Here is a 25,122-nt window from a genome sequence, read left to right on the forward strand (position 1 = left end):
TTCTTTATGATTTTGGATACGGTATATGCCAGAGAGGATGTTGCATCAAGGATAACTGATGCGGCATGTTGCATTTGCCATAAATGATAGCTGATGTGGCATGACGCATGTCTGAAGCATGATGTGTGATATCGGATTTCCGATTTTGAATGGCCGACTTGGCGTTTCTGAGTGTGCATGTCCGATGTTGCAGCTCTGATATAGCATGTGTGATTTGCCATGAGCTGGAAAAGTGCGGGTTTTGGTGCTGTCCGGAGCATCGCACATGTCCTGGCAGACTGTTACGGGTCCATGTCACAATATTCGGCAAGAGATCGCCGCCGCCATTCGCGATATATGATTTGCCATAAATGATAATTCATATGCGATAACACAGGTTGCATGTGCCATCGCTTTTGCCGAAATCCCGGCTCAAACCGGGGGTTCGATCTGATTGTTTCAGTTCAGGCGGCGCGTAGCGGGCGCCAGAGAGGGGCTACAGGTCGATAAAGACTCTCTGGTAGGGTAGGGGTGCCAAATCGGGCTAAAGGCGCTCAGCGCGCAATTTTATGAAAAGCGTTCTCCGGCCACGTGAGACTCTTGTGACAAAAGGAAGGAGCCCTCACGCTGACGCGTTCGGCGTGAAGCGGAATACAGGCCATCTTTTCGTCATTCGCCAAAGAGCGTGTATTGACTTCAATATTATAATATTAGACACTCCAGATGGCCTGTATGAGACTGGCAGGAAATAGGGAGTGTATTTGCAGTATGGCGTCACGGCGCAGATTGACCCCCGAAGAGCGTCAGGAGATCGTTCGAGAACGCCTGAAAGGTCTGACGCACGCGGCACTGGCTGCAAAGTTCGGTGTCAGTGAACGCACCGTTTATTACACGCTCCGGACTGAAAAAGACCGACGCCGGGACACGCGCGTTCGCACCAAACAGGTCAGTGTCACGCTCACGCCGGAGGAATTGCAAGGCTTTGACGAGGTGCTCACACGGCACGGAGTGTCCAGTCGGTCGGCGGGTGTTCGCCTTCTCATCCAGTCGGCAAACGGCGTCTTTCAACCCGACCAGCACCTCGCCGAGGAGCTCAAGTCGTTTCGCGCGGCGCTCAATCGCGTGGGCAACAACGTGACCCAGATTGCCAAGCGGCTGAATGAGGCGCGTGCCAAAGGGATCGCACCGGTCTTCGGGGACCCCAGCCTCACGCAGCTGCGGCTCCTGTCCGGGTTCGTTCTCGATTTCGCGGACCAGGTCGATGCGCTCGCCCGACGGCGGGTGAGCCAAGTGACGCTTGAAGCCCACAGGGCACTGAAGGACTTCTCAGATGTCCCGGAGTGATGCCGTCACGCTCGTCTCCGGCGAAATCTTTCGCGAGGGTTGGAGCCGCATCAGGGGGTCGATGCAAGGTCTGGGGACACGGAGGGCGCAAATGGTGCGTGCGGCCTACGGGCACCGTGCCGCGGTCTTCAAACCGATCCGCACAGGCGGCACACACACCAAGGCCCAGCTCCAGAACCAGCTGACCTATCTGACAACAAAGTCTTCCCACATCGTCGACAGTCGCGGCGTCCATGATGGCAAGACGCGGCTCTCGGGGGAGGAAATCACTTCCGTGGTCGAGCGGTTCACGTCGCGGTGGGATGAGGGGTTCAATCCCAAGCTCGGGCATACCAGCCATCTCCTGATGTCGTTTCCACGCGGCACCAAGGCCACTCATGTGCGCGACATTGCCAGCGATGTCTGCGAGCGCTTCTTCCAGAACGAAGACCGCAATTTCGACTACCTGATCGCCGTCCATAAAGACCGTGACCATCCACATGCCCATGTAGTGATCAATCGCCGGTCGCAGGAAGGCGAGTTCTTCTATTTGGGGCGGGATCATCACTTCAACTACGACGCCTTTCGCCTGGCGATGGTTGAAGAGGCGGAGAAATACGGGGTTCGTCTCGAGGCGACCCGGCGCGTCGACCGCGGTGAAACCCATTATCCGCCCCGCACCCGCGAGGTCTATGCCGCCAAAGAAGAGGGGCGTGTCGTTCGCCAGCGGGAACGGGTCGGAGAGGATCTTGACCGCGCCCTCGGCGAGATCGCTGGAAACGCCCAGGTGTATCGATCCCTCGCGGCCGAGGCGTCGCCTGAAAATCGCGAAGACATAGAAGACGCCTTGCTGAAGGCTAGCGCGCTTCTCGCGCGGCAGGGCAAACTCCCGCAAACCGGAGATATCTATATGAGCCAGGACCAGAGTTTCGACGATCTGAACAGTCGCTTCGCCGATGAGATGAACCGCGTTGCCGCCCTGATCCGGGAGGCCCCCGAAGCCGACCGCCCGGCGTTACAAAAGCAGATGGTGGCGGCGCTGAGGCCGGTCGCGCATATGCAGCCGCTCGGATTGCGCTCAGGCACACTGATAGAGCGGCCAACAGAGACGGGCATCTATTCTGAGGCCAACATCAACGCGGGCCTGGTGGAGAAGCTGCGCGAGGGCCGGACCCGGGCGCAGATTGACACTGCCTTGCGCGGGACCGGGATTTCTTCGGAAACGGTCGTTGCACGCATCGAGCAAGGGGCCGATACGGCGGCCCTGGAACGGGAATGGTATGCCGACGATCTTCAGAAGATCGCGGAGGCGCAGGACCTCAATCTTGAGCGCCGCGAAGATCTGAAGGTCGCCGTCGACAAGCTCGACAAGGTGCATGTCGCCCTCGGGACAGGTCTGGAGCGTGCGGAAGTGCTGCGCCGTGATGGCGTCATCGAGGATACCCATGTTCCAGACATGCATTACGATGCAGAAAGCGTGGATGATGCAGCACGCGCGATCCGGCAAGGCATGCGCGGGCAGGGGCTGTCCGAGGGGGACATCGCCGAGCGCGCGGATGAAATCACCATCCGGGCCGAGGCCCGCCTCGAGATGGAGCAACGGGCCTATCTGCGGCGACATCCCGATCTGCCGGTACGGCCAAGCGATGTGATCGATGCGCGCGATCCATTCAACATCCGCATCACTAACGAGGCACAAGCGGATCGCATCGACGCCGAGGTTGATCGCATCCTATCGCGGTCCGATGGGCCCTTGCAGATCGACGAGGCCGTCGCGAACGAGATGCGGGAACGCTATCCCGACATGCCAGAGCATCTGGCGCGCGGTCTCGGAGCAACTTATGCAGCTACATTTGCCGCCAGGCGCGGCGAGGTCGCAACGGACGATCGAGACGCGCTCGCGGAAGCCACCCACAGGTTGCCGGACAACTCAGTCCTTGCGGGCGTCGTGGCCCATGAACGCATAGACAAGATCAATCCACCTCTTGCCGATGAAGAGGGCAGGGCGGCCTATCGCGCGGAAGTCGAGCGCCTTCTTGACGATGACAGGATTGCCGCCTTGCGCGACGGCGATGCCGATGCGCTTGACGAGGTGATCGACAACCGGCTGGACCGGCTCTACGCCGCGAAAGCCTACCTGCAGTCGGATGAGGCGACCGCAAACAGTGACGCCGTGCGCGAGGTCGTCTCCGAGATCGCCGAAGAGGAATATGACGCGCAGCGCCTGAAGAGCCTGCAAAGCCACACCGAGAAAGGCCAGACCCATGGATAGGGGTCGGATCGCGCTCGGCATTATTCTCCTGACCCTTCTCAGTGCGGGGTTTGGATATGTCTTTGCGAGTGCGTTCCTGACGTTTCGCGACCTTGGCTTGCGCGCGGAGATCGATTTTCTGTGGCTCGCCAGGAATTACCTGAGCCTCCGTCAGGTGCGTCCCGATGATTTTCAACTGGCCAATCTCATCATTGGCGGTACGACCTTTGCGGGCATGCTCCTGAGCGCGGTCCTATCCGGCACCGCATTGACGAAGTTCGGCAAGACCCATTGGCAGCGGGCTGGGGAGTTGAAGCGCAACGGCTTTTTCACGGCGCCGGGGAGCGGGTTCATCCTCGGCAAAATGACCTCGCCCAGGCGGCGAGGCAGGTATCTGTCCTCCAGCGTCTATCCTCATGTGCTTTGCGTGGCCCCGACTGGGCGCGGGAAGACGACCGGCTTCGTGATCCCGAACCTGCTGACATTCCGCGGCAGCGCTGTTGTTCTCGACGTGAAGGGCGAGAATTTCGAGGCGACGGCCCGACACCGGGCGGCAGAGGGGGATGATGTCTATCGTTTCGCCCCCACGGACTGGAACGACCGCCGGTCGCATCGCTACAACCCGCTCCTCAGGATCGCCGGCCTCCGCGATCCCAACCAGCAGCAGATGGAGCTGCAGCTCCTCGCAACGCTCTTTCTGCAGACGGACAACGATCGAACGTCCGGCCTGCTCAAAGGCGGGATCGATCTCTTTGTTGCGGCGGGCCTGCTTGCCTTCGAGCGTAAGCGCCCCACACTCGGCGAAATCTACCGCATCACGGCGTCCGGTGGGGACAAGCGCAAGGAGTTCATGAAGCGGCGTGACGAGGTGCAGAACACGGCGGCGAAGCTGATCTTCGAGCGGATGGCCTCAACGAACAACGACACGCTGACCTCCTATATCTCTCTCCTGATGACCTCCGGCCTCGATCAGTGGAGCAACCCAGCCATCGATGCCGCGACCTCCACGTCGGATTTCGACTTCCGGACCATTCGCAAGAAGCCGTTTTCGGTCTACCTGGTTGTGGCCCCGAACATGGTGCGCCCCATGGCGGCGCTGATCCGGTTGTTTTTCTCCGACTTGATTGCTTCCCTGCAGGATCGGGAGCCGGGTCCGGACGAGCCCTGGCCGGTGATGATCATGCTTGATGAGTTCAATCGGCTCGGGAAAATGCCAATCGTTGTCGAAAGCATCGAGACCTTGCGGTCTTATCGCGGTCACCTGGCGATCGTGACCCAGACCATCCCGGCGCTCGATGAAATCTACGGCGAGAACACCCGCCGCGCTTTGCAGGGGAATGCCGGGATCAAGCTCTATCTCACACCGTCCGATGAGAAGACCGTCGAGGAGTTGAGTGGCGCGGTCGGCATGACCACCAAACGTGTGGTCACCCGTTCACGCTCCATCGGCCGCAATCCGTTCGAGGGGCGCAGCATGTCCGAGCGCACGGAAGAGACATCGCTTCTGCCGAAGGATGAAGCCCGGCGCATGTCGCTTGATGACATCGTCATGGTCGTGGATGCCCAGATGCCAGTGCGGGCAAAGCGCATTCGGTATTTCGACGACCCGTTCTTCAAGAGCATTCACAAGGCACAGTCAGGCGAGTTGCCGTTCCCGGAAGTGGCTCCTGCAGAAGAACCTCGAGATGATGCAACTGGGCAGACGGAAAGGGGCGCGCCCCACGTGGAAGAAGTTGAGGCCAAAGCGGAAGGCGTAGAGGCGCGGTCATCCCGCAAAGCTCCGTCGAAGATGGATAGAACAAGTATTGCTGCCGCACAAACCACGGCGTCCATGGGCACGACGCTTACCACCAGTCGGCGCAAGAAGAGTTCGAAGGCGCTTCGCGAAGTTGGTTTGACCACAGATCAGGCTGAGCCAGACCTTCCGGTACAGCAGAGTTTCAAGCTGACAGACATGATCGCCGGTGACGGAGCAGACGCCAAAGCTGCCGTCCAATCGACGATCTCCGCTCTTGCGGAAATTGGTGCGGAGGACCTGGCAGGGCAGGGCGGGGGCGCAGCGTCGGGCAAGGCAATTGTGGCTGCAGCCGATGCAGAGGCCGATTCAGAAGGTGATGGTGATACATCTCCCGTGAGCGAGGGCATTGAGGATGGCGTCGACATCGGCGAAATCACGAAGCATCGTGTACGGGATGAAGAGGATATCGAGGCAGAATTCAGAGAACAAGCGCTCACACACAAGGCCTAGTTGCTCCTACAAAAAGACAGCGGACCTTCAACATTCTGTGCCAGAAGGTCAGGTGTGCGGACAAAGCTGCGTCCAAATCTTCTCTTTGAATGTTGGCAATAACGCCTCATGTGCCGCCGAGGGCATGAAAGAACTTATTTGAGTTTGCAACTTAGGTTGCCAAACACGAATTACCTTCTTCCTGCTCGATCAGTTTGCGAAGCGAATTTGACGGGAGTGCCCCCATGAAGACGGTTCGTCCTACCGCAAATGCGGGGGTTCCGAAAAAGCCAAAGACCTGTGCGATCGCTGCGCTCAGTTTCAGGCGGCGTTCGATGGCATCGGACTGCATGTCTTGGAGCAGCTTATCCGCGTCAAGACCGAGACCGTTTGCGATGGACGCCACAAAACGTTCATCCGTCACCGCAGGTGTTCGCATCAGTCGTGCGTGCAACTGACGGTATTGGCCCTGCATATCAGCGGCGAGGACGGCGCGGCTGGCCACTGCGGACGCGACACCCAAAAGAGGAAGCTGGTGGCGCACGATGTGAAAGGTCCCGGGCTGGTTTGCCTCAAGTTCAACAAGCCGGTCATCCATGACGCGGCAGATCGGGCAGGCGAAATCGGAAAACATTGCGACCGGGACCGTTTCGGATGGCGCGTCCCCGAAGAAGGACGCGCAGGGATTTGATCGGACAAACGCTTGTAGTTCCATATCGGCCTCGGTTTCCCTCGGGCTAGTGTCCAGACCGGCGAAGATGGCCGCGCCTGGCGTAGAGGCGCCTGTGCCGCCCAATCGCCGAAAGGGCGACAGGCCGGGTATCTCTTCGAACTCAAAATCTGGCTGTCCGAGCGAGGCGAGATAGGGAACGCCTTTCACCCATCCCACCAAGGCGATAGCTCCGCCAGCCAGCATCGCCCGCCGCTTCAACTTTGTTTCGCCCACCATCAGGTTACGAACAGGATCAGCATAGTGACAGACATCCCCATCATCATCAGGTTTTCGGTCAGGCTGACGAAGCCCAGCGGGACGTTCGAGTTTCCGCCGACGCAAGCGCATTTCAGCTCTCGCTTGTCGATGTAGACCGCTTTGAACACGCTGACAGCGCCGATTGTCGAGACGAATAAAGCAGCAGGGGCAGAGAGCCAGGTCAGCATCATGCCTGTCATCAAAATACCCGCTCCGGTTTCCACGAAGGGGTAGATATAGGCATAGGGTACCCATTTTCGCGCGAGCAGATCGTAGTTCAGGAACATTGTCGTGAACCCCTCAATATCGCGCAGCTTCTGCATACCGAGGAGGATCATGGAGACCGACACAAACCAACCAAGCGTCTGCCAAGTGATCGTGCCGAGGAACCCGATCGACAGCGCCACCGCTGTCAGGGCCGCGACCGCAAAAAGGTACAAGACAGGACGGTAGGTGGTCGCCTTCGGGTCCCATCCCGTCAGCTTTTCGCGCAGGTCAGTGTAGCCGCCAACGCGTTCGCCTTCGATCCAGGCCTGGGGCGTGGTCTGCACGCCATGCTGGGCCTTGAAGGCGTCAACCTCGGCGCGGGTGCGGAACAGGCGGTCATCCACGTCATAGCCTTGCCGCTCGAGAAGCCAGCGCGCCTTTTGGCCAGAGGGGCAGAGGTGGTCAGGGAGCGCCATCCGATAGAGCACCGCTGTTTTGCCGGTGGCGGCTTTGACCGGATCGGTTTGGATGTTGGCAGCATCGCGGGTGTCCTTGGGCATTGGTCTCTCCGTTTCGGGGCGGTGTTCTGGGGCAAAGCTTGCGTAGTCGGCTTCTGTCCTATATACCCCCATGGGGTATATGTTCAAGAGACCACCTCTGAGGCCGCACCCCTCGACTTTGCCAGTCCCCCGATGCAAAAAGATTCCATGCACGAGAACCGCGACGCCACATTGAAACGCCTCAAGCGCCTTGAAGGGCAGGTCCGTGGAATCGCCCGGATGGTAGAAGAAGATCGCTATTGCGTGGATGTCCTGACGCAAATCGCGGCCGTGCGTGCGGCGCTCAAGGGTGTTGAGAAGCTCGTCATCGATGATCATGCCGCGCATTGCATCGAAGATGCGCTCGCCTCAGGCGATCGCGAAGATCAACGGGCCAAGTTCACCGAATTGCTTGAGTTGCTCGACAAGGCGCGCGGTTAGTTGATCAGAGATTGACAGGCGGCGTTGTCACGCTGGTGATGGTTGCGGTTGCCAAAAGGTTCAGGACAACAGCCAACATTTCCCAGGAAATCGACCGCCGAAGGGTTCGCTCTGCCCCCGGTTTTTCAGCGCGCAGTGCGGGAACAAAGCGGACCTTGTTCAACGCGGCGAGGCCAAGCAGGGCAGCGACAATCGCGACCTTGAGCAAAAGCCCCAAGCCATATGCGGTGCCAAACAACGCGGCCAGCGATCCAGACAAAAGATAGGCAAGCGCCGTGCCTGCAAGAATCAGGATAGCGACCGCAAAGGCCGCAACTGTTCCAAAGTGGTGCAGCACACCGGCGCCGTCCGGCGACAGAGCCGCGCGGCGCAAAGGCGCAAGCGCACCGACCCAGAACGCGGCAGCCAGAAGGTGTAGCACCAGCAAGATTGCCAAAGCGGCCCTCGGCGCTCCCAGAGTATGCCCGACCTGTGCGAAGGAAACCGCAACGGCGAGGCTGCCCGCCAAAGCAATCCATTGGCCGACCCGGGGGATCAGGATGGCCAGTATCGCCACCCAGCCAAGCCCACGCCAAATCGCGGCGGTGCCAAGCGGGCTTTCCCAGACAAAGCCAAGCATCATTGGGTCCGTTGCGCCCTCAAACCCCATGCCAGAGATGCGGGCCGCGCGGATGCCAAAGCGCAGGGCCAGCACGGCAAGGCCAATCAGCGCGGCAGCAATGGCCAGACGCCGGGCAAGGCGCAGCACAGACGCATCAGCCCGGCCGGCGAAAAAGGCGACAAACAGCACGCCGCCCATCGCCATGAGCGCCGCGCCATAGTCCAGCGCCTTGGCCAAGATAGCCAAAACAGCAAGACCGTCGATGGGGGCCAGTCCGGTCACTCAGTCACCGTGAAGGAAAAGCTGCCCTGCATGGGATGCCCGTCTGAGGCCATGCCGCGCCATTCGAAAAGGTAATCTCCCGGCGCGAGTGCCTCTGACGGCATCGCCCGGAATTCTTCGGCAGGCTCCATCCCGGTTTCGCGTTCGATCGCGATATCTGCGCCCCCCGCGGTCAGCGTGACGGAGATAATGCGCATCGGATCATCGAAGCGCATAGACAATTCGGGCACCTCTGAAACAGTGGCCCCATCGCCGGGCGTGGTGGCTTCGGATTTGGAATGCGCCGCAGAAAGGATCGGGGTCATTGCAACCACCAAGCCAAGAAGCGTTTTTCTAATCATTTTGGGTTTCCTCTATTCGGACCGGGCATTGAGTTCATCGTGATAGGCACGCAGATCCTCCGGCCAAGTCGATTTGATGAAGGACAGCACTGCGATGATTTCCGCATCACTGAGCACGCCGTCATAGATTGGCATGCCCGAGGGCGGTGCATTCTCCATCAGCCCGGCCAGCCCGTATTTAGTAAGGGTAAAGAGCGTTTCATCGTCGTGATGCCATGTATGGCCCGTCGCGTCATGAGGCGGCGCGGGAAGCAAGCCATCCGCGTCGCGTATCTGCCAGTTCGGGGCCCCTTCCAGCCGCGCACCATGGCAAGCTGCGCAGTGCTCTGCATAGAGGCTTTGCCCAAGCGCGACCGCGTCTGCGTCATCAGGCGTCAGAAGGCCGGTCGCATCGGACGACCCGGCCATCACGATCACTGCGGCCAGACCGGCAAGCGCAAGCCCGCCGGTCACCAACAGGTTTGTGCGCGTCACCATCAGACGTCGAACGGTTGTGCCATCCCCGCGCGGTAGAACACCGCTCCGGCCCCAGCCGCGCCACCAAAGGCAATCACGTCATAGCGGGCGCTTGGATCGTCGCCCATGCCGGGCGAGCCCATGGGCATACCGGGAACCGCCAGCCCCTTGATGTCTGGCCTGTCCCGCAGCACCGCTTCCAAGGCCTCAAAGGGCACATGGCCTTCGAAGACGTAACCATCGGCCTCAACCGTGTGACAAGACGCGAGCTCAAGCGGAACGCCGCGTGCGGATTTCTGCGCCTCGGGATCGGTGAGTTCTTCGGTGGTCACCGCATAGCCCCGTGCGCGGGCGAGATCAGCCCAGGCGTGGCAGCATCCGCAGCTGGGTGCGGTCAGCACATGCATCGGCGTGCCCGCCCGTGCGGGAAGGGCCGCAGCCATCAGAGCGGTTGCGGAAAGAGCGGAAAAATAACGACGTGTGATCATGTTGATCGGTCCTTTTGTTGGAAAGTTGAACGGAATGCGAGCCAGCGCCCGTTAAGGTTCAAACTTTCGGAGGACCCGTTGGGACAGCCAGTGTCCGCCCGATCAAACTCAACTCGGAGGCCGCAGAACTATCAGTCACCGTCGCGGTGAGAGAAATTGGCGCAACCATCGCACCTGCCAGGAGATCGCCAAAACAAGAGGCTGATCCTTTGCCGTTGACGGCATCACAGCATTCGGCGAGCGCCTGCTCTGAATCGCTCGGAACATCGCCATGTATCATGTCTGCATGGTGCCCCGCGTGATCCGACCCATGGTTCACGTCATGCATCACGGAGGCCAGGGAGGCACCCGTAAAAGCCACAACAAGCAAGATCGAGAGGATCACACGAAACATGCCAAATACCTACTGGGGGTATTGGGCTTTGACAAGTCACAGGGATGTATCGCCGTCAAACCCGCTCAGTCACAGCCATTGTGTTTGCGCCACATCTCAGGGTCATGGCCTTGCGGTACGCTTGCACAGGGATCAGCCGAATACCCGCGCAGGATGGAATACTGGCTGACTTGGTCTTCGGTCAGCAAAGGCAAGGTCAAAAGGTGCGCATTTAGGTGAACAAGACGCAAAGCCGCCCGCGCGCCGCCTGCCTCTTGCACCAGTCGCTCCAGCATGGCGGCATCCGGTACGCCTTGTTGAAAGGCCAGATCGAGCGCTTGTTCCGCTGCCAAGAACCGCTCTCCGGCCTGGATCGCGTCTGCCTGCATCTGTGCGCGGATGGCTTCGATCTCGCTGTGTTGCTGGGCCGTCAGGCCGATGTCATCGGCAAGCTCCAAGAGATGCGTTGGCCCCGGCACGCCGTTGAGCTCGGCAGCACGCGCCAGCCCCCATCCGCCGCCACGCGCGATTTCGTCCAGATCCTGTTCGGACAAGGACTTGATCCTGCGTGTTTCCTCACCGGCATAGACCGACGGCGATGGGCTGTGACCCCCAGAATGGGTCTGGGCAGTGACCACATTGGGCAAAAGAACCAGAAGAAGTGCAAAGCGCCTGAAAGCCATGTTTGAATTCCTTGATTGAGGCAGTTGTCAGGCAAAGGGATTGCACGGAATGCGGCATTCAGAACATGATAGAGATCATGTCTAATCACTGGTTCCATTGCTTTGAAGGCGCACCGACGCGCAAGCTGGAAGACGGCGGCATTCTGTTTCGACGGGAAGACCCGGTGGAATGGGCGTTCCTCGTTCGTGAAGGGCGGGTCTCTTTGCGCCGTCCATTGCAAGATGGCGGGTTACTGACCTTGCACATGGCAGATGCTGGAGAATTGGTGGCCGAAGCCTCGCTTTTCGCAGATCACTATCACTGCGATGCAGTGGCCAACACACCAACGACCGTCTCCCTTCTCCCCAAAGCCCAAGTGCTGAGCGACCTGGAAAACGCTGCTGCATCGGACCGCCTCGCTATCAGAGCCTTTGAGCGGACAGCAAAGGAATTACAGAAAATGCGCACCCGCATCGAGATCATGCGCCTGCGGAAAGTGTCAGACCGGCTGGATGCCTACCTCGAACTCTATGCTCCCCCAGACGCCGGCGGATGGGTGCATGTCGCAGACTGGATTGGTGTCTCTCCACCCGCTTTGTATCGCGAATTGGCTAAGCGTCGAGCAACAAGCTGCAATTGATTGTATTCCAGCAATGTCGGCCTATCCCTTTTGCGGCGCTTTTCGTCTGAACTCTTCGGATGAGATATAAGCGATGATCAATTTACAAACCGACCGCGCGGCGTTGTCCGTGGCCCGGCTTCTGTAGGCGGCGATATTCTGCGGTGTACGAAACAAAAGGGTCGCATTTTCGATCAGGTCCACGGCATCAGATGCCTGCGAAGACGGAACCAAGCCAGTAACGATCGTTTCCAAATCTCTGCGCAGCGCGGCGACATGGGACTGAACCAGATCCATATGCGCGCTTGCGAGTTCGAGATAGGCCCGAAAGAGCTTGGGGTTTGCATCGAACCGGTCCCGCTTGATCCGAAGAATGCCCAAGAGCCAGCCTTCCAATCGCTCCTCTGCAGACTGATCTTTCCGCGCTGCATCGCGGGACACCGCTTCGACTTCATCAAACCACTTCGCGGCCAAAGCCCGCACCAAATCTGACTTGGTGGGAAAGAACGTGTGGACGTAGGACTGCGACATGCCCACACGTTCCGCCAAATCCGACAGAACCAATCGTCGCCCGTCTGATTGCTCCAGTTGCTTTTCAGCTTCGACAATCAGGCGAGCTTTGATCTTATCGGTATCTGGCTTCGGTCGTGCCACTTAGATCCATCGTCTCGTTGTCCATGCATAATCGTCATAGGCTGCCCCAAAAGACGAGCGCATGCGACGTTCTTCATGGGGGATGTACCAGAACATGGCGGCCAAGAGAAAGGCGAGCGGCGCCAGAAGCGCGCACCACGTATTCACAAAGAATGCAGCGGCCAGCAAAAGCAGGAAGAACCCAAGGTACATCGGATTGCGGCTGAACCGGAACGGCCCGTCCGTGATCAGCGCTTTGGGCTGTTTGAACGTATGGATTTCTGCATCCTTGTTTCTGAAGTGCAGAAAGGCCCAGGCAAGGACTGTAACGCCTAAGGCCAGCGGCACATCCCATGGCATGGCCGCATCAGAGCGCATCACGAGTGTGGTCGGGTGGTACACATAAAGTGGGGCAAGAGCGGCCAGCAAAATCAAGAACAGGACTGGCGGGATCATTCGGGTCATTTTCACCTCCAAAGCTGAATAATAATAAAAAATAGTTTTTATTATTTTACTGTCAAGCTCCTCACCCATCACTTACACTTACGAAATCGAAAGCCGAACTTCGCTGCTCTGGAGAAACTTGGGAGGTCTGGGCTCAGAACGGACTTGCGGCGGTGCAGCAGCGACTGGGTCTGGTTGGGTGAACGGTGGGGACAAACCTGCCATTTGTTCTCGACAATCCAACGTCGGCATTCGCGGTTTCTAATGTTCGCGGTCGCACAGGTTATGATCAGCCAATGACGCCAATACGTAGCAATCTCCGGCTACGCCTTCACCGTCGCAGCCTTTGGATATTCGGCTGAGTTCTTTTTCAAGTGTTCTGAGACGTTTGATCTTCGCACGTACCTCTTCAAGTTGAGACGTGGCAATGTCCGTTGCAGCCTCGCAAGACCGATCCGGATGATCTTGGAGTTTGATCAAAGATGAGATGGCCTCTATGGAGAACCCAAGATCACGAGCGTGCCGGATAAAACTCAGTCGCTCCAATCCAGCTTTGTCGTATCGACGTTGGTTGCCTGTTGTGCGCTCAGCTTCGGGCAAAAGCCCCATTTCTTCATAGTATCGTATGGTCGGAACCTTGACCTTTGTGCGCTTTGAAAGCTCGCCGATGGAAAACATGAAGATACCTCTTGAACCTCTAGTCACTAGAGAGATTACACTATGGGCAACCAAAGATGAAAGAGGTTTCCCATGGCTGGTTGCTGCGGACATGATGCCAAGTTTGACGGCGTTTCGAATGACTACAAAAGGCGGCTGTGGATCGTCATCGCGCTCAACGCGGCGATGTTCTTTATCGAGATGACCGCAGGCCATCTAGCCAAGTCTCAAGCGCTGCAAGCCGACGCACTCGACTTTGCGGGCGATGCGCTGACCTATGGCATTTCGCTTGCGGTCATCGGGGCCTCGCTTCGTGCACGCACGAATGCGGCACTGTTCAAAGGCGTCAGCCTTCTTCTGATGGGCCTATGGGTGTTTGGATCAACGGTATATCGCGTCTTTTATGTCGGCGTACCCACTGCAGAAATTATGGGGATCGTCGGTCTTCTTGCTCTGCTTACCAATCTGGCAAGCGTCTTGTTGTTGGTGCGTTACAAGGACGGTGATGCCAATGTCCGGTCGGTCTGGTTGTGTTCGCGCAATGACGCGATAGGGAATGTGGCCGTGATGTTTGCAGCTCTTGGTGTTTGGGGCACGGCAACGGGCTGGCCTGACCTGATCGTGGCAACTATTATGGCTGGATTGTTTCTGTCATCGGCCTTTCAAATTGTGCGCCAATCTTTGGAAGAACGGCGGGGCATGACCGACCATGAGCATGTGGAAGTATGATGCAGGCGGTTTTGATCGTTGTTGGTCTTGTAATCGCGGTAGGCACACTGGCGGCGATACTTTGGTCCATCGCTTATCCTGAGCGCCGCCTTTGGCCGCCAAAACGCTATAGCAAGGCAACACCAATTTTTGTTTGGGTTCCGACTTTCACATTATTCGGCATCCTGCTCATCCTTGGGGTCAAGAATTGGGGAAGCCTGCCAATACCGACCTGGCTGCGGTTTGGTGTTGGTATGCCACTGATCGTTGCGGGCAACATTATCGTCTGGTCAGAGGTTGCGCAGTTTGGGATCGCCCAGACTGGCGGCGCGAAAGGGTCGCTTCGGACAGGCGGCATGTACCGCTATTCTCGCAACCCACAGTACGTGGCCGATATAGCAATGATTGTCGGCTGGGTTTTGCTCTGTGCGTCGTTTGGAGTGGCACTACTTGGTTTTGCCGGAGTTGCCGTTCTGATAGCCGCGCCATTCGCCGAGGAACCATGGCTAAAGGAGCAATACGGTTCTGCCTTTGAAGACTACAGTGCAAAGGTCCGACGGTTCTTATAGGCAAACACCGAAGTACAAAAGCAGACCTTCGCGATGGTGCGGCATCTTGGTAAATCTGGGCTCTTCGCCGCCATTCGCCGCGAGCTGCTTGAAGGTCCGTTTCGGCGATCAGTTCGGTGGAGGCTTGCCACTATCAGACGGGGTCCCGCCTAGCTCTTCTTTGCATCGGCCAGCCGTTGTGCCCGAGCTTTCTGAGCTTCCATACGTGCTGCAGTTCCAGTTGAAGCCGGAGGAGGATTAGCTGGTGCAGAGTTGTTTGCCGGCACCGAAGGCCCTCCTCGGTTTGGCATGCTCTGAAGTCCAAGAATTTGCCGTCCGCGTAAAGCGGCGTATTCGATCGCGGAGGCCGTGCCAACGTTGTAGCGATTGTAAGCTTGCTGACTGCCTGAAGCCGCTCTGCCGAAGACATAGGCACCTGCCAATCCGCTGGAAAGCGCAGGCATCACAATGTTTCCGGAGATTGCTCTAACAAGAAATGGCGTCGCGATTATGAAGCCCTTCGCCATGAAAATCATCATGAAGAAGGGGACAACCGCTCCGATCGTTGAGGCGCTATCCGGGTCGCCGAGTTCGGCAATCATAGCGTTTGAGACACCTATGATTGTGGCGAACACCCCTGCGATAACGACGGGATAGATTCCGAACGAAATCAAGGCCGATAGCCAACGTGCAAAATAGTCCTTGGTCACATCGAAGAGTGTCAGGAAGATCATGATTGGAGCGATCCCAACCAGAAGCGCAATCATTAGGCGTGCTGCGATCAAAAAGAATGCGGCGAGCCCACCAAGAAGCGAAAGGAGCACGGTCCCAACGACGCCCATAACCGCTCCAGCCATCCAGTGCATACCGTCACCGATGGTGTTTAGGTACTCCGAGAATTCCGCAATTATTCCGTCGAACGCCTCTGCAAATGTGCCTGATGGCCCTGGCGTGCCGCCGCCAACGGATGCGACCAGCGCTCCTGCGATACTGTCGATGCCAGAAAGCACTGCCGTCGATAAAGCGTTGAACTGGATCCAATTGGTCGCGAAAACACCGACAAGTATGAGTTTGACAGCCAACCAGAAGGCTGTCCGACCGTCCATTGAACGTACCTGAAAAGCCATGTTGATGATTACCAAGATTAGCAACAGCGTGATCGAGACCAGAAGGATGCTGCCTACCGTTGTCGCAACCGCGCCGAACTGCGTCTCTGCCGCGTCTTCCAGATATCCATCTGCTGTCTCGACAAAGAAGGTGACGATGCTCATGGTTCAATCCCAGTTGCCTTGGGCTTCGCAGAGTTCGCGTACCTTTGCGCGATTTGCAGCAATCGATGTGCGATAGGTCTTGGTGATCTGTTGGACTTCGTACTGGTCGTCGATGCGAGAGTAGTTTTCCAGATAATAGTCGACTGCGATGTCCCAACTCGGAAAGCGGGCCTCACAGGTGCAAAGACCCGCGTCGACAATATTTTGGAAAGCTGCAGCCCGGTACATTCGCTGCACTAGAATCCTCTTATGTGACTCTCGAACATCCATGTCAGCGATGATCGCTGGCTCGCTTGGACGGTTTGGGCAAACTTCGCTAGTCTCGACGGCTTCTGGAACAAGTTGAGCGACGGCAGTTCCGGCAAGAATGCACGGGACACCGCAAATGGTTGCGAAACGAGCCGTCATTGGGCGGCCTCAAGTTCAATCGACGGCCGCTCACGTTTGAGGAAGACTGTGAAGTTGGAACTATTCACTGAAGTTCCAACTACGGAGACGACTTCGTAGCCTGCGGCGCCCCATTCACGCAGCGTTTCTTGCATTCTAGCAAAGCTCTTTTTGTCATTCGCATCAAACGTCAGGACTTGGTGTTCAAAGGTTTTCATGTTGCGTTTCCTCCCGTCTGTCCGGGCAAATAGAATTCCGTGATCCCGCGGTCGCCTGCATGGCGCGCGGCATGGATGATCACGTCAATTGAGCTTTCGATGTATTGTACCATGTCGGTGTGGGTCATCGGCACTTCAGTCTTGAGAGCAGCGATCGCTAGGCGTTGAATTGCCAACTGGGGAGTTTCGGCGTGCAAAGTGGTCATGGACCCGCCGTGGCCGGTATTGATCGCTTCGAGGAATGTCATTGCTTCGGAGCCTCTGACCTCGCCCAGTACGATGCGATCCGGGCGCATGCGCAAAGTCGACGTCAGCAACGTGTCAGCGTTGCGTGTTCTTCCCTCCCGGCTGGCCAGCAGGGTCACGACATTTGGTTGCGCGGGGATCAGTTCAGCAGCTTCTTCGATTGTGATGATGCGTTCTTCTGGCGCGACGAACGACAGGATCTTACGCGCAGTTACCGTCTTGCCGGTCGATGTTCCGCCTGAGACGATCATGTTCAGCTTGTGTGCCACGCAGAAGCGGATCGCGGCGTAGATATCGCCGCCTTTGACGACATCTCGAAGCTCCCGGTTTCTGTTCAACCTGTCTGTCTCGAGGCTGCGCTCCGTCCCGAAAAGGAACTTCAGCTCCACGTCGTGGAGTGGCAGGGACGTAAAAAATCGCAGCGAGATCGACATGCCTTCGCTGACTGCCGGTGGCATGATGACTTGCGCGCGCACCGGGCGGTCTCGGTACTTGATGCTCACGGATACGATGGGCTTGTCTTTGCTGATCGTCGAGTTTGAGGCCGATGCGATCTGGGTGCCGATGTCCTTGATCTCGGTCGGCGTCAGTCTGCTTTCCAATGGCGACATGAATCTGTCGCCCTGGAATTCGCCCCAGACAGAACCGTCAGGGTTGATGCAAATCTCGATGACGTCCTCGCGAGAAGCATCGGGGAGCTTGTCGAGCGAGGCCTGGAGATAAGCGCCCGACATCAGAAGATCTCCAGATCACGGTCCACCATCACAGTGATCCTTGCGCCCTGTTCGACGTAGACCACCGGACCGATGGAGAGGTAGTCGTCTATGACACTGTCGGCGCTGTCCGCGAAGTCGTCACCCACATCTTCGAGGATTTCGGCAGACGTTTCATCCTGGACCTGCGCCGCGGCGGCGCCGGGTAAAGCGGTGATCAACGATATGAGCGCCGCCGAGCCGAAACGCTCTTTGAAGCGTGTGTCGACAACCCCCGTAGCGCCGGCGCGTCCAAGTTCATCGCCTCCAAACGAGCTGATGGTGACCGTTTGGTTGGTGGGCAGAATGATCCGATCCCAGGCAATCGTGATGCGGCTTTGTGCGATGTCCGCACCTGAACGGTATCGACCGATCAGCTTTGATCCTCTCGCGATCAAAATGCGGGACCCGTCGTAAGAGTGCACGTCTTCGGTGATGACCGCGCGGACCTGCCCGGGGAGTTCGCTCGAGATTGCCGTCTCCATTGCGGCCTGGATCATCGTCCCTTGCACAATCGTATTGCCGGGGTTTGCGATGACCTCGGCTTGGGTAACGGTTGAGGGTAGGGCGCCGTTAAGGACGAAGTCGGTCACGTCTTCGAAGGTCCGTTCCGCGAGTTCACCTTCGCCGGTGCTGTTGCCGCCAAATGCAATGGTCGGTGACTTGATCCGCGCTTCCTGAAAAGCCGCTTCCTCGTCCCGTCGACGCTGCAGCTCAGCCAAGCGTCTTGCTTCTTCCTCGCGTTGTAACCGCAGGCGTTCGGCTTCCAGGAGATCGGCTTCTGACGGTCCAGGCGCAGGGGCGGGGGTCTGCAGTTTTGCGAGGTCGAGGTCCATCCGCAGTTGTTGGAGCTCCCGATCTCGCGCGGCGAGTTCTTCTGCAAATTGGTCCTGCGCTCGTTGTGAGGCTTCTTCCAGGGCGGCAATCTGCGCCGTCAGTGCATTGATGGCGTCTGCGGCCGCGGTGTCTTCTTCAACAACCGGTTCCGGTGCGTTCTGTAGCGCTTCGATCTCGGCACGAAGAGCTGCAAGTTGGTCGAGCAAGTCCGCATTCGGCTCGGGATCCGACTCGACAACCACGACTTCGGGTTCCGGCGGGGCAGGGGGCACGAAGGGCTCAATTTCGCCAAACCCATCCCCAGTCATCTGAAACTCTTCTGGTTGCGCGGTCGGGAGCGGGTTTTCTGGTGTTTCCTGCAGAGCTGAGTAAGCAAGCAGGCCCAGAACCGTGATCGCGCTCGTTCCAAGAAGTGCCACCAGAAGAGAGGGCCTCGACCTCGGTTTGGCCGGTTGCGTGCCTTCGAGTGCAGCGAGGCGTTTGCTGAGATCATCGATATCACTCATGACGATGCCCCCGCATTGGTCGATTGAATGCAGACGATCTCGTCCCCCAGCCTCAGGACCCATTCGCGACCAACACCAGAGACCCGCAGAACACCATCCTCGACTTGGGTGCTGTTGACCGTTCGCTCGCGGCCATTGTTGTGCTGGAAGATCGCTGGAACGGGCGCATTGCGGGGAAATCGGAAGAAGGTGAAAGTGCCGTCATCCCACACCGAAGACGGTGTGAAATTCGTCCGATCGCTGGCGGCGTAGTTGTAGTTCGGAGCGCGTTGCGCAACCGCGTTTGTGGGTCGCCGGTTTTCGTCGGGATACCGAAACTGGACCACGTAGAATGTGGGTGACGAGCTCTCGGTCACATTGAAGTAGTAGCTGCGTCGGTTGGTATAAACGGTGATGTTGGTGTGGACCCCTCGGGCATTGGGTTTCACTGCAAAAGCCCTCCCGCCTGGCACCCCGTCGAGTTGAAAACCTTCGGTGTCGCCAGCAATGATTGAGCGGATGGTTTCGCCTTGTCCAAACTCAACCGTCGTCACATGGGTCAGGCTGACTTTGAGCCGATAGACCTGCCCGTCTTGGTATGTTGCCACCCGGACGCGGCTGTCATTCGGCCCTGATCTTGGAATGGCCTCGGCAAAAGCGGTGTTTGCCGCAACTGATACCGAGACAGACAAAAGAGCTGGGAGGATCAAGCGCATGGTCAATTCTCCAACCTGTCGGAGCGAATGGCATACTCCGTAACGGTGAAGCCGAAGGGGTTGGTCCAGACATCGTCGATGGACCGGCGTTCCTCAGGACGGAACTCGAAGAATAAAGTGGCCGTGAAAAGACCAGCCTGGATCCCCTGAGGTGAGGTCAGACGCTTCCGCAAGCGAACCGTCGCGCGATTGCTCCCGATCCGGTTGATGCTGAGAACCTCGACATCGAGGCGGGCATTGGCTCCATAGACCTTGGGCGGATAGGCGTCGGTGTTTGCACTGTTCCAGATGTTGCGCATTGAGGTCTCGGCGGCCCCGTCGGAGCGCTCGAGAATGCTGCGCACGCGGACATCGTTGTCGAGTTGATTGTAGGTTTCGCGGTCGGACACGTAGCGAAACACGGCACTCTCGATGATGGCCTGGTTTTCCGTGACTGAGACCGCGCCCACCGAGGCATTGGGAAGCGCCAGACCGGTTTCGGGGTCATAGGGCACTACAACAGGAGCAGGATCGACGTCGAGGATTGAGACGGCTGCGGCCGAAAGACAGCCCAAAACACCGAAGATCAGACCAGCAAAAGCAAGTCGCTGCCATAGCTGCTCGCGGCGGCGTGCCCCGTAGATCAGTTCTTCTTCGACAATTTCGGCTTCGCGCGTCACTGGCCAGCGTCTCCTATCTGGCTTCAAGCTCGGGCAGGGTGAAATCCATGTACCGCTGTTCTTCGGCGATGGTGGCTGCGTCGATGACGCCGGTTTGTCCGGTCCCGACCGTTTGCACGGCTTCGAGTTGCCACATCGCGACCAGCGCGATTGCCAGTTCCGCCGTGACACGGGTGTTGAGATCAACACTGTCTTTCAGTTCTTCCATGTCGCCGATCATGCCAACGAGGCGGTCCACCCGTTGCAGAGACTGGCCCGCCTCCTCGTAGGAGGTCTGGGCCGCGGCGGACATGACAGCACCGGTTGTGGCACGCGTCGCGGTACGACTTGCCCCGTCATTGCCGCCCGTCGCCATCTCGCGCAGCGTGTCTTCGTCGAACCCAGCCTCCGCCAGGACGCGTGTCATTTGCGTTTCGATCCGTCCTGCGCTGTTGCCCGCAAGCCGGGAAAAGTCGCCTTCGCGAATAGCATCAATTGTGGCCAGGATGTCGCCGAATTCCTGATCAAGAAGTCCGTTCAGCTCGTCCTCCATTTCAGTGCGGATGACAGTGGGAAGTTCCATCAGTCCCGTCAGCGCAGCATAGGTGTCTTGAAGCTGGGCGAGTTGCTCCTGAAGCGTGGCGAATTGCTCGCGCAGCTGGACGAGTTGTTCGTTCTGCAGGACCTCGTCTTCGATCATCTGCCGGAGTTGCTGGATCTCTTGCGCGATGTTTTGCGTATCGACTGTCGGCACGCCTTGGGCGATCGCCGGAGCAATGAAAAAAGGGGCAGGGGCCGTTGCCATCACCAGTCCCAAGGCGGTTAGGCAAAGACTGCGCCGCGCCCAGCGGAAAGTGCGATGTGTCATTCCAAGTCCTCCAATGTGAAATCCATGAATTGCTGTTCCTCAAGCTGCGCAGAGGCCATGGCGATCTCGGCCGCGCTCAAGGGTCGTGTTCGGGTCGCTTGCAGGCGGGTGCGTGCGGCGATGAGGCGAACAAGTTCAGCACGCGCGTAGGCGTTCAACGCCATCGACTCTTGCAGGTCCGACGTTTCACCGATCCGCTCGACGATGCTGGCAATCCGCATGGCGGCGGCTTGAATAGAGGCCATCGAATGATTGCCATAGGTCGCAGCACCCGCGCTTGTCAGGGACAGGTTCGCGTTGGCGAGTAAGGCCGGATCGATGGTGCCTAGCGCTTCAGCGCCGCCCATGCGGGCAAGATAGGCGTTGTACTTTTGCGGGATGACCGTGACGTAGTGCCGGGTTTCCGTGAACGGCGGTACGCCGCTGTATTCGATGACGCGCCCCGGACCCGCATTGTAGGCGGCCAGCGCATAGATGATGTTGCCGTCGAAGCTCGCTAGTTGTGCCGCAAGATACCGCGCGCCGCCATGCACTTGCAGGTAGGGGTCGTCATAATATTCCGGATAGATGCCGAGATCGCCGGCCGTGCCCGGCATGATTTGTGTCAGACCGAATGCACCGACCGGTGAACGAGCGCCGATCGTGAACCGGCTTTCCTGCCAGATCAGAGCCTGCAGCAGGGCACGCCATTGGCGGACGCTCAGTCCCGCGCGGCTGACGCCCCCAAGGCCGTGGGTCTCCTGTGCGACGCGAATGATGAGCTGCTCAATATTGAGTGCGGCATCGCCAAACATCTGATCGGCGCCTGGGTTGGGATCATCAGCGCCGTATAGAAAATCTGCAGCTTGCTCTGGCGTTCCGCCGGCCTCGAGCGCGTCGATGGTGCCCGGAATGGCCTGGCCGCCGAAGCTCGTTTGAGCGTCGAGGATCTGCTGGAGCACCCTTAGTTGCTCGCGTTCGATCTCGGCGATCTGCTCCTTGACGATGAGCTTTTTGCGTTGAGCGGCGAGATCACGTTCGCGATGCGTATTTGCCGCCTGGTTGCGCACCGCCAAGCCCGCATCCAAAGTCGGCACACCTTGAGCTTGCGCCGTTCCCACACTGATGCAGACAAAGCAAAGATATGTTGTGCATCTGGAGATCACTCGAGCCACCCCGTGCTGCGATCGGCATCGCTCAAGGGCATAAAGCTGCAATTCTTCTCGGCAGGTCCTCGCGCAACGAAGCTGAAGCAGTTGGCTTCAGACGGTCTGTATTGCTCGCATCCAGCGAGGGCTGAGATCAGGATCAAGAAGGGAACGAGAAGTCTCATGGCAGTCTCCAGAAGTCGGGACGTGTTCGATAATCTGTGCCGACCAGCTGTTCGCCCTTTTCCATCCCACCGAGGATTGTGAGCAGGGGACCCAGAGCGCTGAGATCGGTGTCGACAACAACGGAACCCTGATCGTCCCGCACCAATCCAAGACGTGAGTTGCTCCCGGTGTTCAGCAGAACATCGAGTTCCTTGTCATTGAGATTGAGCATTGCGTAGTCAGACGCACTGGCCCGAATGTTGGGCAACAGGATTTGTGTTGGAACGGCTTCGATGATGGTTTTGCCGGTCCGCGTCTGTTCCAGCTGGCTGGCATATTGGGTCATCATTACGACCACCGCGTTTTGCTTTCGAGCGGTGACCAGCCAGTTCGACAACCGCTCGGCAAAATAGGGATTGTCCAGCGCCTTCCAGGCCTCGTCGATGACGATGATGGTGGGTTTGCGATCTTCGATTTTCCGTTCGACCCGCCGAAAAAGATAGGACAGAACGGCCATGCGTTCTTTCTCGCTTTCGCTGTCGAGGATGCCGGTGAGATCGAAGCCGACGATTTCACCCTCGAGCGAAAACGTATCCTTCTCTGTCTGTCCGAAGATCCAGCCGTATCGCCCGGTTTTCGCCCATTCCAGGAACCGCTCGTGCAGGTCGCCATTGTCATCCGTCGATCCAAAGAGTGACGCGAGATCAGACCAGTTCCGGAGGTCGTCATGGGCCGCGGTTGCGTTTTGGCGGACCACTTCCTGAATACGATTGGCTTGGGCTGGTGACAGAGGCTTGTCTTCGCGATGGATCAAGGCCGCCAGCCAATCGGACAACCAGGCCTGACCGCGCTCATCGATCTCGGTGCGAAGGGGGTTGAGCCCGGTCGGCTCGCCCGCCTTTACAGCAGAGAAGCGACCACTGTTTGCCCGGACAGCCATCTCCATGCCTTGGCGATAATCGAAAACGAAGACACGCACCCCGATGCGGCGCGCTTGCGTGAGCAGGAAGGCGGACAGTACGGACTTGCCTGATCCGGGGCGACCGAGGATGAGAGTGTGTCCGCCGGTAGGCTCGGCGGTCGGTGCGCCCTGCTCATGATAGCTGAATCGATAGGCGGATTGCTCGGGTGTCGGGAACATCGTGATTGTCTGGCCCCAGGGGACCTTATCATTGGTCTTGCCGAGTTGGGTGCGATGAAAGGCAGCGAGGTCGGCAAAGTTTCGGTTGGTGATCGCCGCCTTGCGACTCCGGGCAGCGGTGTTCCCGGGGTGTTGTGCAAAGAAATGGGTCTTTGCCGCGAAGGCTTCGGTGATCAGATTGACACCTTCGGAGGCCCCGATGTTGCGCACCTCCCCGGCAATGGCGCTGAGCTCTTCCGGTGTGTCACCGAAGACAGTCACGGTCATGTGGTGATCGCCAAAGCTGAGGCGTTTGGATTCCAGATCGTCTAGTGCGTCGGCGAGTTGGGCTTCCAATGAGATTGCGCCGTCATCGGCGGCGCGCATTAGCCGACGTTGGCGCTTGATCCGCGATGCCATGATGTTCGAATTGATGGGTGTGAACGAATGGGCGACGACCATATCCACCGGCAGGTTCAGGTCATCGAACATCGTGCAGGCGGTCTTCGGAGGATAGGTCTTGATGGCGAATGTGGTCCCGTAACGCGTCCCCACCGCGCCATCGGAAACGACAAAGTTTGCGCCCTTGAAGGTGACCCGGCAGTTGGCAGCGTCATGCGCCACAAAGCCATATCTAGAGGACAGGAAAAGGGGCAGTTCCTGGCCCGTGTTCAAGCCTCCAAGAAAGCCCAGAAGCTCACCCGTGCTTGCCTCGAGGAGACGCGGGGACATGTCCGCGAAGGTCGATTTCAGGAAGCCGACAACTTCGCTCAGGCGGCGCAAGCGTTTTTCCGTTTGGGTCGCAAGTAGTGAGACGGATTTGCGCGTCGAGAAGGGCAGACGTGACACGAGGGCAGGGCGGTGCACCACAGTCAACGTCAACGTTTTGTCCCGAAGGCCACGTTGTTCCAGAGATCTGCGCCATTCTGTATCGACGGCTGCAGCGAAATTATCGCCTTCGATCGGCCGCAGGTGGTGCTCAATCCTCTTCGAGACCTTGTGCACATAGAACCCGAAATCCGGACCGATCTGGGCGATGATCTGCGCAAAGAGCGCCCGTGTTTTGTTGAGGTACACATCATCTGTCGTATTGCTGTTGACGCCTTTCAGCCGGAGGCACTGGAAGAGTTCATTGCCGCGCGTTCGAACTGTCTGGTCGTCCACCAGGCTCACGTAGGGGAGCATATGAGCCAGTTGTCTTTCCCTGCTGGTCCATGTCGGAAGAAGCATGTCCTGCACTTGGACGTCGTCACGGGGCATAGCTGTCGCCCCCGTGTACTCGTCGGTTTGCGGTCGGTGGGGTTTCCTGCAGAGTGGTGGCCACCACGTCTAGGAAATTGGGGTCCCAATCCGCCGCTTTCCAAAGGGCCGGATAGGCCGCCGCTGCCGCAACAGCGACGGCCCAATGCTGGATCCACAGGAACAGCAAAACGGACCCAAACAGCCAGACCATGGCGTACATGATCGGCAATCCGATCAATTTGGGAGGACGCACGAGCCCGGTGAAGAGGGGGGACTGTTCCGCTGCCATCTTGGTGATCC

General features: G+C 58.3%; 29 protein-coding genes. 7 read left to right on the forward strand and 22 right to left on the reverse strand.

Going from position 1 to position 25,122, the window contains the following annotated elements:
• The first annotated feature begins 747 nt into the window (after positions 1-747).
• From FE702_RS17010 to FE702_RS17020, 3 genes are all read left to right on the forward strand, one after another.
• The gene (locus FE702_RS17010; protein ID WP_186827141.1) at positions 748-1,323 is read left to right on the forward strand and encodes a helix-turn-helix domain-containing protein; all 576 of its coding nucleotides are present in this window, start codon (positions 748-750) and stop codon (positions 1,321-1,323) included.
• Positions 1,324-1,414: 91 nt separating this feature from the next.
• Complete coding sequence (locus tag FE702_RS17015) at positions 1,415-3,574, forward strand: relaxase/mobilization nuclease domain-containing protein (RefSeq protein ID WP_255449722.1); 2,160 nt, start codon at positions 1,415-1,417, stop codon at positions 3,572-3,574.
• Complete coding sequence (locus FE702_RS17020) at positions 3,567-5,801, forward strand: type IV secretory system conjugative DNA transfer family protein (RefSeq protein WP_147127538.1); 2,235 nt, start codon at positions 3,567-3,569, stop codon at positions 5,799-5,801. Before FE702_RS17015 ends, FE702_RS17020 begins: the two co-directional genes overlap by 8 nt.
• Positions 5,802-5,952: 151 nt before the next feature.
• On the opposite strand, the gene FE702_RS17025 is transcribed toward FE702_RS17020, so the two are convergent.
• A complete protein-coding gene (locus FE702_RS17025; RefSeq protein ID WP_186827142.1) occupies positions 5,953-6,729 on the reverse strand; it encodes a DsbA family protein in 777 nt (258 codons plus the stop codon).
• Positions 6,729-7,517, reverse strand: coding sequence for a MauE/DoxX family redox-associated membrane protein (locus FE702_RS17030; protein WP_147127540.1), 789 nt, complete (start codon positions 7,515-7,517; stop codon positions 6,729-6,731). Before FE702_RS17030 ends, FE702_RS17025 begins: the two co-directional genes overlap by 1 nt.
• Positions 7,518-7,649: 132 nt before the next feature.
• On the opposite strand from FE702_RS17030, the gene FE702_RS17035 reads away from it, so the two are divergent.
• The gene (locus FE702_RS17035) at positions 7,650-7,937 is read left to right on the forward strand and encodes a metal-sensitive transcriptional regulator (RefSeq protein WP_147127541.1); all 288 of its coding nucleotides are present in this window, start codon (positions 7,650-7,652) and stop codon (positions 7,935-7,937) included.
• A gap of 4 nt (positions 7,938-7,941) precedes the next feature.
• On the opposite strand, the gene FE702_RS17040 is transcribed toward FE702_RS17035, so the two are convergent.
• From FE702_RS17040 to FE702_RS17065, 6 genes are all read right to left on the reverse strand, one after another.
• Complete coding sequence (locus tag FE702_RS17040) at positions 7,942-8,820, reverse strand: CopD family protein (RefSeq protein WP_147127542.1); 879 nt, start codon at positions 8,818-8,820, stop codon at positions 7,942-7,944.
• A complete protein-coding gene (locus FE702_RS17045) occupies positions 8,817-9,161 on the reverse strand; it encodes a copper resistance CopC family protein (protein ID WP_147127543.1) in 345 nt (114 codons plus the stop codon). Before FE702_RS17045 ends, FE702_RS17040 begins: the two co-directional genes overlap by 4 nt.
• A 12-nt stretch (positions 9,162-9,173) precedes the next feature.
• On the reverse strand, positions 9,174-9,638 hold the full coding sequence (locus FE702_RS17050) for a c-type cytochrome (RefSeq protein ID WP_147127544.1): 465 nt from the start codon (positions 9,636-9,638) through the stop codon (positions 9,174-9,176).
• Positions 9,638-10,105, reverse strand: a complete 468-nt coding sequence (locus FE702_RS17055; protein ID WP_147127545.1) for a DUF411 domain-containing protein — start codon at positions 10,103-10,105, stop codon at positions 9,638-9,640. Before FE702_RS17055 ends, FE702_RS17050 begins: the two co-directional genes overlap by 1 nt.
• A gap of 58 nt (positions 10,106-10,163) precedes the next feature.
• Positions 10,164-10,499 (reverse strand): hypothetical protein, encoded by a 336-nt coding sequence (locus FE702_RS17060; RefSeq protein ID WP_147127546.1) that lies wholly within the window; start codon positions 10,497-10,499, stop codon positions 10,164-10,166.
• A gap of 65 nt (positions 10,500-10,564) precedes the next feature.
• A complete protein-coding gene (locus FE702_RS17065; protein WP_147127547.1) occupies positions 10,565-11,161 on the reverse strand; it encodes a Spy/CpxP family protein refolding chaperone in 597 nt (198 codons plus the stop codon).
• A gap of 77 nt (positions 11,162-11,238) precedes the next feature.
• On the opposite strand from FE702_RS17065, the gene FE702_RS17070 reads away from it, so the two are divergent.
• Complete coding sequence (locus tag FE702_RS17070; RefSeq protein WP_186827143.1) at positions 11,239-11,781, forward strand: Crp/Fnr family transcriptional regulator; 543 nt, start codon at positions 11,239-11,241, stop codon at positions 11,779-11,781.
• 21 nt (positions 11,782-11,802) lie between these two features.
• On the opposite strand, the gene FE702_RS17075 is transcribed toward FE702_RS17070, so the two are convergent.
• The 3 genes from FE702_RS17075 to FE702_RS17085 form a co-directional block, all read right to left on the reverse strand.
• The gene (locus FE702_RS17075) at positions 11,803-12,414 is read right to left on the reverse strand and encodes a TetR family transcriptional regulator (RefSeq protein WP_147127549.1); all 612 of its coding nucleotides are present in this window, start codon (positions 12,412-12,414) and stop codon (positions 11,803-11,805) included.
• Complete coding sequence (locus FE702_RS17080; RefSeq protein ID WP_186827144.1) at positions 12,415-12,858, reverse strand: methyltransferase family protein; 444 nt, start codon at positions 12,856-12,858, stop codon at positions 12,415-12,417.
• 240 nt (positions 12,859-13,098) lie between these two features.
• A complete protein-coding gene (locus FE702_RS17085) occupies positions 13,099-13,515 on the reverse strand; it encodes a MerR family transcriptional regulator (protein ID WP_147127551.1) in 417 nt (138 codons plus the stop codon).
• Positions 13,516-13,587: 72 nt separating this feature from the next.
• Here FE702_RS17085 and FE702_RS17090 point away from each other — a divergent pair, with 72 nt between their 5' ends.
• Positions 13,588-14,223 (forward strand): cation efflux transmembrane domain-containing protein, encoded by a 636-nt coding sequence (locus tag FE702_RS17090; RefSeq protein WP_147127552.1) that lies wholly within the window; start codon positions 13,588-13,590, stop codon positions 14,221-14,223.
• Positions 14,223-14,771, forward strand: a complete 549-nt coding sequence (locus tag FE702_RS18920; protein ID WP_255449723.1) for a methyltransferase family protein — start codon at positions 14,223-14,225, stop codon at positions 14,769-14,771. The genes FE702_RS17090 and FE702_RS18920 overlap by 1 nt, the downstream gene beginning before the upstream one ends.
• A 149-nt stretch (positions 14,772-14,920) precedes the next feature.
• Here the strand turns inward: FE702_RS18920 and FE702_RS17100 are convergent, their stop codons facing one another.
• From FE702_RS17100 to FE702_RS17150, 11 genes are all read right to left on the reverse strand, one after another.
• A complete protein-coding gene (locus FE702_RS17100) occupies positions 14,921-16,021 on the reverse strand; it encodes a TrbL/VirB6 family protein (protein WP_147127554.1) in 1,101 nt (366 codons plus the stop codon).
• A gap of 3 nt (positions 16,022-16,024) precedes the next feature.
• Positions 16,025-16,258, reverse strand: coding sequence for a hypothetical protein (locus FE702_RS17105; RefSeq protein WP_147127555.1), 234 nt, complete (start codon positions 16,256-16,258; stop codon positions 16,025-16,027).
• Positions 16,259-16,425: 167 nt separating this feature from the next.
• Complete coding sequence (locus FE702_RS17110; RefSeq protein ID WP_147127556.1) at positions 16,426-16,626, reverse strand: hypothetical protein; 201 nt, start codon at positions 16,624-16,626, stop codon at positions 16,426-16,428.
• The gene (locus FE702_RS17115; protein ID WP_147127557.1) at positions 16,623-17,606 is read right to left on the reverse strand and encodes an ATPase, T2SS/T4P/T4SS family; all 984 of its coding nucleotides are present in this window, start codon (positions 17,604-17,606) and stop codon (positions 16,623-16,625) included. Before FE702_RS17115 ends, FE702_RS17110 begins: the two co-directional genes overlap by 4 nt.
• Positions 17,606-18,967 carry a TraB/TrbI/VirB10 family type IV secretion system protein gene (locus tag FE702_RS17120; RefSeq protein WP_147127558.1) on the reverse strand — a complete coding sequence of 454 codons (1,362 nt, stop codon included), beginning with the start codon at positions 18,965-18,967 and terminating at the stop codon, positions 17,606-17,608. Before FE702_RS17120 ends, FE702_RS17115 begins: the two co-directional genes overlap by 1 nt.
• Positions 18,964-19,662: a TrbG/VirB9 family P-type conjugative transfer protein gene (locus FE702_RS17125; protein WP_147127559.1), complete on the reverse strand. Its 699-nt coding sequence runs from the start codon at positions 19,660-19,662 to the stop codon at positions 18,964-18,966. The genes FE702_RS17120 and FE702_RS17125 overlap by 4 nt, the downstream gene beginning before the upstream one ends.
• 2 nt (positions 19,663-19,664) lie before the next feature.
• A complete protein-coding gene (locus FE702_RS17130) occupies positions 19,665-20,321 on the reverse strand; it encodes a VirB8 family type IV secretion system protein (RefSeq protein WP_147127560.1) in 657 nt (218 codons plus the stop codon).
• A 13-nt stretch (positions 20,322-20,334) separates the two neighbouring features.
• Positions 20,335-21,105: a type IV secretion system protein gene (locus FE702_RS17135; RefSeq protein WP_147127579.1), complete on the reverse strand. Its 771-nt coding sequence runs from the start codon at positions 21,103-21,105 to the stop codon at positions 20,335-20,337.
• Positions 21,106-21,164: 59 nt separating this feature from the next.
• Entirely contained in the window at positions 21,165-22,244 is a 1,080-nt protein-coding gene (locus FE702_RS17140) for a lytic transglycosylase domain-containing protein (protein WP_147127580.1), read from the reverse strand.
• A 232-nt stretch (positions 22,245-22,476) separates the two neighbouring features.
• A complete protein-coding gene (locus FE702_RS17145; RefSeq protein WP_147127561.1) occupies positions 22,477-24,840 on the reverse strand; it encodes a VirB4 family type IV secretion/conjugal transfer ATPase in 2,364 nt (787 codons plus the stop codon).
• On the reverse strand, positions 24,830-25,111 hold the full coding sequence (locus tag FE702_RS17150; RefSeq protein ID WP_147127562.1) for a VirB3 family type IV secretion system protein: 282 nt from the start codon (positions 25,109-25,111) through the stop codon (positions 24,830-24,832). The genes FE702_RS17145 and FE702_RS17150 overlap by 11 nt, the downstream gene beginning before the upstream one ends.
• Positions 25,112-25,122 lie beyond the last annotated feature (11 nt).

The organism is Shimia ponticola, from assembly GCF_007995215.1.
GTDB classification, from domain to species: Bacteria; Pseudomonadota; Alphaproteobacteria; order Rhodobacterales; family Rhodobacteraceae; genus Shimia_B; species Shimia_B ponticola.

Bases quoted from the DNA above. Each gene is read 5' to 3' on its own strand.
- FE702_RS17010 (WP_186827141.1), top strand. From the start codon at position 748: ATGGCGTCACGGCGCAGATTGACCCCCGAAGAGCGTCAGGAGATCGTT.
- FE702_RS17015 (WP_255449722.1), top strand. From the start codon at position 1,415: ATGGTGCGTGCGGCCTACGGGCACCGTGCCGCGGTCTTCAAACCGATC.
- FE702_RS17020 (WP_147127538.1), top strand. From the start codon at position 3,567: ATGGATAGGGGTCGGATCGCGCTCGGCATTATTCTCCTGACCCTTCTC.
- FE702_RS17025 (WP_186827142.1), bottom strand. From the start codon at position 6,729: ATGGTGGGCGAAACAAAGTTGAAGCGGCGGGCGATGCTGGCTGGCGGA.
- FE702_RS17030 (WP_147127540.1), bottom strand. From the start codon at position 7,517: ATGCCCAAGGACACCCGCGATGCTGCCAACATCCAAACCGATCCGGTC.
- FE702_RS17035 (WP_147127541.1), top strand. From the start codon at position 7,650: ATGCAAAAAGATTCCATGCACGAGAACCGCGACGCCACATTGAAACGC.
- FE702_RS17045 (WP_147127543.1), bottom strand. From the start codon at position 9,161: ATGATTAGAAAAACGCTTCTTGGCTTGGTGGTTGCAATGACCCCGATC.
- FE702_RS17050 (WP_147127544.1), bottom strand. From the start codon at position 9,638: ATGGTGACGCGCACAAACCTGTTGGTGACCGGCGGGCTTGCGCTTGCC.
- FE702_RS17055 (WP_147127545.1), bottom strand. From the start codon at position 10,105: ATGATCACACGTCGTTATTTTTCCGCTCTTTCCGCAACCGCTCTGATG.
- FE702_RS17060 (WP_147127546.1), bottom strand. From the start codon at position 10,499: ATGTTTCGTGTGATCCTCTCGATCTTGCTTGTTGTGGCTTTTACGGGT.
- FE702_RS17065 (WP_147127547.1), bottom strand. From the start codon at position 11,161: ATGGCTTTCAGGCGCTTTGCACTTCTTCTGGTTCTTTTGCCCAATGTG.
- FE702_RS17070 (WP_186827143.1), top strand. From the start codon at position 11,239: ATGTCTAATCACTGGTTCCATTGCTTTGAAGGCGCACCGACGCGCAAG.
- FE702_RS17080 (WP_186827144.1), bottom strand. From the start codon at position 12,858: ATGACCCGAATGATCCCGCCAGTCCTGTTCTTGATTTTGCTGGCCGCT.
- FE702_RS17085 (WP_147127551.1), bottom strand. From the start codon at position 13,515: ATGTTTTCCATCGGCGAGCTTTCAAAGCGCACAAAGGTCAAGGTTCCG.
- FE702_RS17090 (WP_147127552.1), top strand. From the start codon at position 13,588: ATGGCTGGTTGCTGCGGACATGATGCCAAGTTTGACGGCGTTTCGAAT.
- FE702_RS18920 (WP_255449723.1), top strand. From the start codon at position 14,223: ATGCAGGCGGTTTTGATCGTTGTTGGTCTTGTAATCGCGGTAGGCACA.
- FE702_RS17100 (WP_147127554.1), bottom strand. From the start codon at position 16,021: ATGAGCATCGTCACCTTCTTTGTCGAGACAGCAGATGGATATCTGGAA.
- FE702_RS17110 (WP_147127556.1), bottom strand. From the start codon at position 16,626: ATGAAAACCTTTGAACACCAAGTCCTGACGTTTGATGCGAATGACAAA.
- FE702_RS17115 (WP_147127557.1), bottom strand. From the start codon at position 17,606: ATGTCGGGCGCTTATCTCCAGGCCTCGCTCGACAAGCTCCCCGATGCT.
- FE702_RS17120 (WP_147127558.1), bottom strand. From the start codon at position 18,967: ATGAGTGATATCGATGATCTCAGCAAACGCCTCGCTGCACTCGAAGGC.
- FE702_RS17125 (WP_147127559.1), bottom strand. From the start codon at position 19,662: ATGCGCTTGATCCTCCCAGCTCTTTTGTCTGTCTCGGTATCAGTTGCG.
- FE702_RS17135 (WP_147127579.1), bottom strand. From the start codon at position 21,105: ATGGCAACGGCCCCTGCCCCTTTTTTCATTGCTCCGGCGATCGCCCAA.
- FE702_RS17145 (WP_147127561.1), bottom strand. From the start codon at position 24,840: ATGCCCCGTGACGACGTCCAAGTGCAGGACATGCTTCTTCCGACATGG.
- FE702_RS17150 (WP_147127562.1), bottom strand. From the start codon at position 25,111: ATGGCAGCGGAACAGTCCCCCCTCTTCACCGGGCTCGTGCGTCCTCCC.